5 protein-coding genes are annotated in these 10360 nt (G+C 38.8%); all 5 read left to right on the top strand.

Annotation, left to right across the window (positions count from 1 at the left end; all coding sequences use genetic code 11):
• Nucleotides 1–118: 118 nt before the first annotated feature.
• The 5 genes from F6K54_RS31750 (at nt 119) to F6K54_RS31730 (ending at nt 10220) form a co-directional block, all read left to right on the top strand.
• Nucleotides 119–1642: a UbiD family decarboxylase gene (locus F6K54_RS31750; RefSeq protein WP_293086866.1), complete on the top strand. Its 1524-nt coding sequence runs from the start codon at nt 119–121 to the stop codon at nt 1640–1642.
• 2498 nt (nt 1643–4140) lie between these two features.
• Nucleotides 4141–5919, top strand: a complete 1779-nt coding sequence (gene hutH / locus F6K54_RS31745; RefSeq protein ID WP_293086863.1) for a histidine ammonia-lyase — start codon at nt 4141–4143, stop codon at nt 5917–5919.
• Nucleotides 5920–6659: 740 nt separating this feature from the next.
• Nucleotides 6660–6851, top strand: coding sequence for a hypothetical protein (locus F6K54_RS31740; protein WP_293086860.1), 192 nt, complete (start codon nt 6660–6662; stop codon nt 6849–6851).
• Between the two features lie 400 nt (nt 6852–7251).
• Nucleotides 7252–8742, top strand: coding sequence for a class I adenylate-forming enzyme family protein (locus F6K54_RS31735; RefSeq protein ID WP_293086858.1), 1491 nt, complete (start codon nt 7252–7254; stop codon nt 8740–8742).
• A gap of 341 nt (nt 8743–9083) precedes the next feature.
• A complete protein-coding gene (locus tag F6K54_RS31730; RefSeq protein WP_293086855.1) occupies nt 9084–10220 on the top strand; it encodes a 3-oxoacyl-ACP synthase III family protein in 1137 nt (378 codons plus the stop codon).
• The last annotated feature ends 140 nt before the right edge of the window (nt 10221–10360 follow it).

Below are 10360 nucleotides of genomic sequence, written 5' to 3'. Positions count from 1 at the left end.
TACGGGCGAATCGCGATTCGCCCCTACTCCCTACTCCCTCATTTGGTGGAGACGTCTACTGATAACTGATATGACTCCTGTGATATCATACCGTTGTTTAACAAAAGTTAATAAAAATATGGCCCGCGATTTAAGAGGATTCCTAAAAATTTTAGAAGACCGAGGACAACTACGCCGAATCAAAGCTTTAGTTGACCCTGACCTAGAAATAGCAGAAATTTGTAACCGGATGCTGCAAAAGGGTGGCCCTGGTCTCCTGTTTGAAAATGTCAAAGGGTCTGACTACCCCATAGCAATAAATTTGTTAGGCACAGAAGAAAGAGTCTGCTGGGCAATGAATATGGAAAAACCCCAAGAATTAGAAACCTTGGGCAAAAAACTGGGGATGCTGCAACAACCAAAACCACCAAAAAAGATTTCTCAAGCAGTAGAGTTTGGCAAAGTTTTATTTGATGTTGTCAAAGCAAAACCAGGACGTGACTTTTTCCCTCCTTGTCAACAAGTGGTTGTGGAGGGAGACGCTCTCGACTTAAATCAAATTCCCATGATACGTCCCTATCCTGGAGATGCGGGTAAAATTATTACTCTCGGTTTGGTTATTACAAAAGATTGTGAAACAGGTACACCAAATGTAGGGGTTTATCGGTTACAGTTACAGTCACGTAACACTATGACGGTACATTGGTTATCCGTCCGTGGTGGAGCGCGACATTTGCGAAAAGCAGCAGAAAATGGTAGGAAATTGGAGATAGCGATCGCTCTTGGTGTAGACCCATTAATTATTATGGCTGCTGCTACTCCTATTCCTGTAGACTTGTCAGAATGGCTATTTGCAGGGCTTTACGGTGGTTCGGGCGTAAAGTTAAATAAGTGCAAAACCCTAGATTTGGAAGTACCCGCAGATTCAGAATTTGTCCTCGAAGGTACTATTACTCCAGGAGAAATGTTACCAGATGGCCCCTTTGGGGACCACATGGGTTACTATGGTGGGTTGGAAGATTCTCCGGTGGTTAGATTTCACTGTATGACTCACCGCAAAGACCCAATTTATTTGACCACTTTTAGTGGGAGACCGCCGAAAGAAGAAGCAATGATGGCGATCGCTCTTAACCGGATATATACTCCTATTCTCCGACAGCAAGTATCAGAAATTGTTGATTTTTTCCTCCCCATGGAAGCTCTGAGTTACAAAGCTGCGGTAATTTCTATTAAGAAAGCATATCCAGGTCAGGCACGAAGAGCAGCGTTAGCTTTTTGGAGTGCTTTACCACAGTTTACTTATACAAAGTTTGTAATTGTGGTAGATGATAAGATTAATATTCGCGACCCTCGTCAAGTAGTATGGGCAATTAGCTCTAAAGTCGATCCTTCTAGAGATGTGTTTATTTTGCCGAATACACCTTTTGATAGTTTAGATTTTGCTAGCGAGAAAGTTGGTTTGGGTGGCCGTATGGGAATAGATGCTACTACAAAAATTCCTCCTGAAACTGATCATGAGTGGGGTGCAGCTTTGGAGTCCGATGCTGATGTTGCTGCAATGGTGGATAGACGTTGGGCGGAGTATGGGTTGGATGATTTGAATTTGGCAGAAGTTGACCCGAATTTATTTGGATATGATATTCACAGGACTTATGCAAATTAACCTTGAAAACACCATATGTAGGGGCGGATGTCATTTGCTAACGCAAAGCTCCGCTTTATATGTTGCGGAGCAAAACGCCCTCACTGGATTTAGTGTGCGTAAGTCCTGATTCAGTAATTCTACTGAGTAGAAGTTTGTAACTTTCCGGAGGTCATTTCATATCATGTCCGGTTGAATAATTAGGGTTTGCTGATTAAATATCGCGCTTATTGACTGATATTGGTTTGAGCAATTTTAGATCTGGAAAAAGTGCGAGGTTTTCGGTGGTAATGGTTCAAAAATTCAGGATTTTGGGTGCATAGTAGGGCAGAACCATCTTGAGAAAATTCTTACTCCTACCTCCTCCAAATTCCCATTTCTCCTGTCTCCTGTCTCCTGTCTCCTGTCTCCTACCTTCACCCATAAGACTTTTTCAGCAAGCCCTAATTAGACTTTGGTGGAAGGAAGGCAGCGGGAGCTGGAGGCAGGAGGCAGAAGGTTTTCTCAAGAGTGTCACCTTGATTTTATACACGCTCCGATGCTACCGGACACGATATCACTTATCAGTTAGCCTCCTATGGTCAGAGCTATGCTATCAGTTATATCATGTCCGGATAATTAGTGATAAAAAAACTTTCTCCTTCAACTCCAGTTCTTCTTCTTTCTTCCCTCTTTCCTCCTGACTCCTGACTCCTGAGGACTGACTCCTCCGTAGTTATTTATTTATCACTGTTCAACCGGACATGATATTATCAGTATCTCCGGCTTTAGTCGGAGCCTTGAAAATACTGAATTGAATATTTTCTTGGTCTCATGGATATGGCGAGGAAACCCGTTCTTGCAGACCAGCTCCGAATATCGCCATCCCACCCTACGGGAAGCTCCGCTTTTTCTTACGGAATGCTACGCAAACATATGGGCGATAGCCGTTAATGTAGTTATATCATGTCCGGTTGAATAATTAGACTTTGGTGGAAGGAAGGCAGCGGGAGCTGGAGGCAGGAGGCAGAAGCTTTTCTCAAGAGTGTCACCTTAATTTTATACACGCTCCGATGCTACCGGACATGATATTTTGCGCTAGCAAAACGACCGCTTTTCACCTTAAAGAAACCCTTAAGCATAAATGCTTTCTGCCTTACCTTTATAAATAACGGTTCTTTCGATCGCCGGATTTAGTATTACATCCCCCCCACCCCCTTTTTAGAGGGTATCAAGGACGGATGGAAGTAGAACTTTTTTGATCGCCAGTAATTAACCGACGTGATATTAAAAAAGTTCAAACTAGCTTAAAATAGGGGTAATAGCAAACGTCAATTAGACTAATAAATCAAGTATTTATATCGTTTCCGGTTGAATACTTATACTTTGGAGAAGGTAAGGCAGCGGGAGCTGGAGGCAGGAGGCAGAAGGAAAGAAAAGATTAGAAGGGAAAAGGTTTTTTTATCACGCTATTATCCGGACATGATATTATGCCTTAATGTATTCTTTCTGGTTTGATTTTTACATAAGGCCAATAAAGATAATGAATGAAAGTGTAAAGCTGCCAACTTATATATACTTATATCAATTAATGTGCGGAATTTATAGTGGTTATAACATAAGTATACTATAGTTGCCAAAGCATTTGTCTACTCTCTACTTCCTACATCCTTGCTCCTAGGTGCAAAAAAATTATTTTGTAGTCTATTTCAAAGAAAGACGTTGGTGATTTTTACTATAATTGTCCTTTAATGGCTATTGTCTAATTATTAAATTAAAAGCATTTTATGTTTTGCCAAGTTTAGATTTTATAGCTTGATTCACCAACGCAAAAAAAAAATTCTGTAGGTTATGAAAATATCTATTGACAACTTAATCTAAAGATTGTTACGATAAATATCGTATAGATTCATCAAACAAATATATCCGTTGATATACTGAGTTCAGATATCAAGAAAAAACATACTCAAAATTAAGTATGAATCAGTGAGTTTTAAGTGATTTTTGTGATAATATTAATTTAGCTAAGATTATGAATTAGCTCAGATTATATTGATAATTGATGAGTTATACTTTTATCAATTAACTCAATCATGATTTTGATTCACCAAATTATTATCCGCGCCTAAAGCCCACTTTCATCAGTAAAACTTGATTTAAGTTAGGTAGTGTGTAAATACCTCTTCAAGAATGAACTGCTAATCGATAATTCCTAGATGCTCCTGCTTGTGTTTTAACTCTTTGTACAATCAAATAAATAAAAGTCTGCTGAGAGAAATCAATAGATAACACTGACAATATCTTCTATTGATTACTCAATCACAGACTGATTGATGCCTTTCGCTCTTTAAATATTGAATTGCTGTTTCTAGTAGCAATTCCAGATTTAGTTCGTGGTTCAGTTTTACTAAACTTAGCCACCTCATCCAACATGGATTATGTATAGACATCTAGTACACATTGTAATAGATTCTTTCTGTCCTGTTGGTGATATGAGTCATGTAAACTTGTGATTTCAATCGCTAAAAAGGAGAAAACAATTGAGAAATAAATTCCTGAACAACCAACCCCTTCAAAAATCTGTAGGAAATAAAAGCTCTTCATCTCTCTACAGTCAGAGTCTCAAACCCAAAATTGCACCTAGTATTGAGAACAATTTCTTCATTGGAAAATCTCAATCTGCTCAAAAGTCAAACCCAATAATTGTTGGCGAAAACAATCTCACTCTCAAACAGGTAGCAAAGGTAGCAAAATTAGGAGCGCCAGTTACACTCACAAAACGTCTAGATATCTGCCAAGGTATCCAAGACTCTTGCAACTATATTACTAATGCCGTAGAAACCGGAAAATCAATTTACGGAGTCACTACAGGGTTTGGTGGCATGGGTAATACAGCTATTTCCTGTGAAGATGCTGCTGCTTTGCAAGAAAACCTAATTTGGTTTCTCAAAACGGGAGCTGGAAATCGACTCCCTATTGCAGATGTTCGTGCTGCTATGCTGTTGCGGATGAACTCCCATACAAAAGGTGCCTCTGGTATTCGCTACGAATTAATCGAACGTATGGCGATATTCCTCAACGAAGGAATTACCCCTCATGTTTATGATTTAGGTTCCATTGGTGCTAGTGGGGATCTTGTCCCTCTGGCGCATATTACTGGAGCATTACTAGGTTTAGATCCAGCGTTTACCGTAGATTTCAAAGGCACAGAAATCTCAGCTATTGAAGCTCTTAACCTACTTAAATTACCAACCCTGTCCTTGCGTGCCAAAGAAGGGTTAGCAATGGTTAATGGTACTTCTGTAATGACTGGCATTGCTGCCAATTGTGTAAATGATGCTCATTCATTATTTGCCGTAGCTATTGCAACTCACGCATTAATGATACAAGCACTGGGCGGTACAAATCAGTCATTTCATCCATTTATCCATGGATTGAAACCTCACCCCGGTCAAGTTTGGGTAGCAGAGCAAATGGTGAATTTGCTGTCTGGTTCTCGTTTGAGTTGTGATGAGTTGAATGGTGACAATCACTTTGATGGTGGCGATTTGATTCAAGACCGTTATTCTATGCGCTGTTTACCGCAATATTTGGGTCCAGTGGTAGATGGTTTATGGGATATTGCTAGTCAGATAGAGACAGAAATTAATTCTGTGACAGATAATCCCTTAATTGACGTCAAACGTCAAAGTAGCTATCACGGCGGTAATTTTCTGGGTCAATATGTGGGAGTCGGAATGGACCGATTGCGCTATTTTATTGGGTTAATTGCTAAACATCTAGATGTTCAAATTGCTCTGTTAGTTACTCCTGAATTTAATGGTGGATTATCTGCTTCTTTGGTGGGCAATACTCAACGAAAAGTGAATATGGGATTGAAGGGTTTGCAAATTGCTGGCAATTCAATTATGCCGTTGTTGACTTTTTATGGGAATTCTCTAGCGGACCGTTTTCCTACTCATGCGGAACAGTTTAATCAGAATATTAATAGTCAAGGATTTGGTTCTGCTAATTTGGCACGAACTTCCATTGATTTATTCCGACAATATTTAGCGATCGCTTTGATTTTTGCTGTCCAGGCAGTGGAGCAAAAAAATTATGTGGTTTTTGGTAATTATGATGTTGAAAAACACTTGTCACCTGCAACTAAATTGTTGTATAATAAAGTCAGAGAACTGTTAGGAAAGCCTGCATCAAAAGAACAGTCTTTGATATGGGATGATTGTGAACAAAGTTTAGACATTTATATTTCACGAATTGTAGATGATTTGAGTGCTCCTGGTCAGATTAGTCAAGCTGTTTCTAATATTTTTTTCTAAGTTAATGAATGAAAAATAATTAGAAAGCTCTTCGTTTTTAGTTTTTTTTTGAAAATTATGAGTAAAGTTTAGGGCGTACAATACTATCCCCTATTTCTTTACTCATAAGAGGATTAACTACAGAAGTTAAAAAGTTCAAGATAATTATCTTTCTTTCGTGCTCCCTAACTCCCTAACTCCCTAATATCATCTTCGGTTGATATAGTTACACTTTGGAGGAGGGAAGGCAGAAGGGAAAGAAAAGTTCTAAGGGATAAGGTTTTTTTATAACTGATATCAAATCCGCTTAATTCGGTATAAAAAAAATTTTCATCTTCATCCAAGAGCAAATGTTTCTAAATTCTCTTCCCTCCTGACTCCTGACTCCTGACTCCTGACTCCTAGATTAACTATCTAATTACACCGATGCTACCGGATTTGATATTATTATCCGGACATGATATAACTCCTCCACTCCCACTACTATTATTTTTGTTCCTGGTTTATAGCTCCTTATTCAAACATTTGTCTGTGCATAATAATTAACTAGCTATCAGCTTTTCCGTAGGTCATGCTCCGCTTTCCAACATTTAGCTGGAGTGCTAAAAAATCAACAGTTTAATTAGCTATCAGCGCTTCAGATTTTGGCTTTTTGAGCAAAAAAATAAGGTCTCAAGCCTCCCCTTTCAAGGGTATAAAAAAACGGTCGCTGATTGCTAAATGCTAATAGCTGAATGCTTACGGAAAATAAGGAGATTTTGATGAAACTTAAAACCTTTTTCCCAAAAGTTTGTTGTAAATGGTTGTGTTTTTTTCCGAGAACTAAATTCTCCAAGCAACTACAACTTTTGGTAGAAACAATCGAGCATTGTCGAAAAATTTTTCAACTAGATGCTAGTGATTGGCAACAAATATGTAAAATCATAGCTCCGGCTGATTATATTGCCAAATAAACTACTTCAAAGGTTGCTTTTACCCTAAGCATTCAGCTATTAGCTGTCAGCTAGACTCCTCCGGAGGAACTGCGGACTTCAGCAACAAGACTCTCTCCTTAAAGGACGGTTTTTAAATTAACAACTTACTTTAAGGGTAAGGGAGGCAACTTTTGTAGTAAGACAGTTAAATATTGCTTTTATCCTAAACTAAAAGCAATAGCTGAAGTCCGCAGTTCCGACCATAGGAGGCTAGCTGAAGTCCGCAGTTCCGACCATAGGAAGCTGGCTGACGGCTGAATGCTTACCTTTTACCTTCTAAAAAATTAGCTGATAGCTAATAACTGACGGCTGAATGCTTACTATAAAACTACTTTCTACACCATAGGAAAAAACAAATATTTGAGGTCAAAAAATAACGATGAATATTACACAACATATTGAAAGAGGCGCTCAATTTTTCCCTCACAAAACAGCTTTAGTTTTTGAAGAAAAAGCTTTTACTTATGGGGAGCTAAATGAGTTGGCAAATCGTGTGACTAATGGTTTGCAGCATTTAGGAATAAAATGTGGCGATCGCGTAGCTTTATTTTTGCCAAATATTCCTGAATTTGTCATTACTTATTTGGCAATTCTCAAACTTGGTGCCGTGGTTGTTTCTGTTAATTCAATGCTGAAAAGTGATGAAGTTCGCTTCATCCTAAATGATAGTGAAGCAGTAGCAGTTGTGACAACAGAATCTTTGAGGGAGCAAATACCCCATCGATGTCTAGCTTTTCTGAAGAATGTTTTAATTGCTGAGGGTGAAACAGATACAGATATCAGCTTGTCTACTCTGATGGAAAAAGGGAGTTCTGATTTCAAGACTGTTTCCATGGAACCGACTGCCCCTGCTGCTATTGTTTACACTTCTGGTACCACTGGTTTTCCTAAAGGAGCAACCCTGTCTCACGGGAATATCTGCTCTAATATGCACTCAGTTAAGCATTGTTGTAAAATCGACTATGATGATAAATTGTTGCTTTTTTTACCCCTTTTCCACTGTTTCGGTCAGAATTTTATTCTCAATGGCGGGTTAAATGCTGGCGCAACAATTATTTTGCAGCGACGGTTTAAGCAAGAAGATGTATTGAGAGCTGTTCAAAATCATGGCGTGACCATGTTTTTTGGAGTCCCGACAGTGTTTTTACGTTTGCTGGAAACTGGTATATCGCAGTTAGATTTTAACTCGGTGCGCTATTATTTTAGTGCTGCTGCTAAAATGTCTGTAGAACTTATTTGTCAATGGCAAGAATTTTGTGGTAAACTTATATATGAGGGTTATGGGTTAACAGAAACTTCACCTTTTGCTTGTTACAACCACGATTTGAGGTATAAATTGGGTTCCATTGGAATGCCAATTGAAAACGTAGAAATAAAAGTTGTGAATGAAGCTGGCAACGAGCTTGAATGTGGGGAAGTTGGAGAGCTGTTAATACGCGGTCCGAATGTCATGCTAGGATATTGGAATCGTACAACAGAAACACAGAAAGTTTTGCATAATGGTTGGTTTCATACAGGCGATCTAGGCAGGATGGATCGGGATGGCTATTTCTATATTGTTGACCGCTTGAAGGATATGATTAATGTTTCTGGGTTTAAAGTGTATCCTTCTGAAGTGGAAAAAGTAATTCTGGAACATCCTGCTGTGCTTGAGGCAGCGGTTTATGGTGTGAGCGATCGCTTGAAAGGAGAGATTGTTAATGCTAATATTGTTCTCAAACCTAGTAAATTTGTTTCTGCTGAGGATATAAAAAGTTTTTGTGTTCAGAAAATAGCAAATTATAAAGTGCCTCATACATTTCGCTTTGTTGATTCTATTCCCAAAAATGCTACGGGGAAAGTTCTCAAGCGTGTTTTGCAGCAGACTTAGTGAAGCAGAAGAAAGATTATGAATTGAATATTAATGCTAGTGTTACCTTGAGACTGGCTACGGTAACACTCAACACCATCAAGCTTTTGTTGGGTTACGCTCTGCTTAACCCAACCTACATATTGCATTACTGCCTGAGTTTTGATAAAAATTACTGTTTTCATCCCCACAATTGCTTAATCTCATGTCCGGCAGCATCGTTTGTCTATAAAATTAAGTTGACAATAGAAGAAAGCCTTCTGCCTCCAGCTCCCGCTGCCTTCCTTCCACCAAAGTCTAATTATTCAACCGGACATGATATAACTTCCGCTTTTTTTGTAAATAAATAGGAATAAATAACAATGAATCAATCTGTTGGTATCCGAGCACTTGCAGTTAATTTTCCAGAATATATATTAACAAACGATCACTGGAAAAAGAACTATCCAGATTTGTTGCTTAAACTCGAACAAAAAAGTCAAAATGTGCGACTGTTCGACCCCGACTCTCAAGAAAATAAGAATTGGGTGCAAGCTGTTAAACCTTATCGAGAAGATATTTTTCGAGGTACTTCAGAAAGAAGAATTTTAAGTGGAGATGAAACTTCTTTAACTATTGAATGTGGAGCAATAGAAAAGGTTTTACAAGCTGCAAAACTAGATATTAACGAAGTTGATTTATTAATTTCTTGTGCAATGTTTCCAGAGAGATTAGCCATTGGCAATGCCACTTTAATTGCTCAAAAACTAGGCTTTCGAGGTACAACTTGGAATATGAATGCTACCTGTGGAGGTGCTTTATTATCCTTAGACAATGCCATGGCTTTAATCCAAGCCCAGAAATTAGACCGAGTTTTAGTCTCTTTATCATGCAATTACTCCAAGCATATAGAATATACAAATTCTTTTTCTTTTACTCTTGGAGATGGAGCTGCTGCTTTTATTGTAGAGAAAGTTAAAACAGGAGAAGGATTACTTCATTCTTACTCAACTAACACCTATGATACTTGTGATGTAGTTTATCCCAAGTTTACTGTAGATGGGAATGGCAACCCTAAGTTATTAATTACGGTAAATAAAGAGACAGTCAAATACGCCACTTCTTTATTTATTAAATATTTTCAGGAATGCTGTACAAAAGTATTAGAGAAATCTCGAATTCAAGTAGAAGATATAGATTTCTTTATATTTTATCCACCTTCTGCTGGTTACGTTAATTTTTGTGCTTTAGAATTGAATATTCCTCAACACAAAACCATTGATATGTTTCCTCAATACGGTAATATTTCTGTTGTGTCGGCAATAGCTGCTTTATATCATGCAGCCGAACAAAAGAAGATTCAAAAAGATGATTTGGTGATGATTTATTCCCATGGTTTTTCTGGGAGTTCTATTGCTAGTATTATGCGTTGGGGTGATGTGGAGCTTGGTTTACCTCCTGCTACTTCAAGAGGTTTAGCAGAAGCTATTGTAGGACTAAAGGGCGTTGCTCAATACTGAGATGATTGCGTCTGACACGGGGACACGGGGACACGGGGACACGGGGACACGGGGACACGGGGACACGGGGACACGGGGACACGGGGACACGGGGACACGGGGACACGGGGACACGGGGACACGGGGACACGGGGACACGG

The organism is Okeania sp. SIO3B5, from assembly GCF_010692555.1.
GTDB lineage: Bacteria > Cyanobacteriota > Cyanobacteriia > Cyanobacteriales > Microcoleaceae > Okeania.
Note: the sequence above shows the minus strand (reverse complement) of the source record. Positions and strands in the feature narration are given on the sequence as shown.

Coding starts and splice junctions, on each gene's coding strand:
- F6K54_RS31750 (WP_293086866.1), top strand. CDS start 119: ATGGCCCGCGATTTAAGAGGATTCCTAAAAATTTTAGAAGACCGAGGA.
- F6K54_RS31740 (WP_293086860.1), top strand. CDS start 6,660: ATGAAACTTAAAACCTTTTTCCCAAAAGTTTGTTGTAAATGGTTGTGT.
- F6K54_RS31735 (WP_293086858.1), top strand. CDS start 7,252: ATGAATATTACACAACATATTGAAAGAGGCGCTCAATTTTTCCCTCAC.
- F6K54_RS31730 (WP_293086855.1), top strand. CDS start 9,084: ATGAATCAATCTGTTGGTATCCGAGCACTTGCAGTTAATTTTCCAGAA.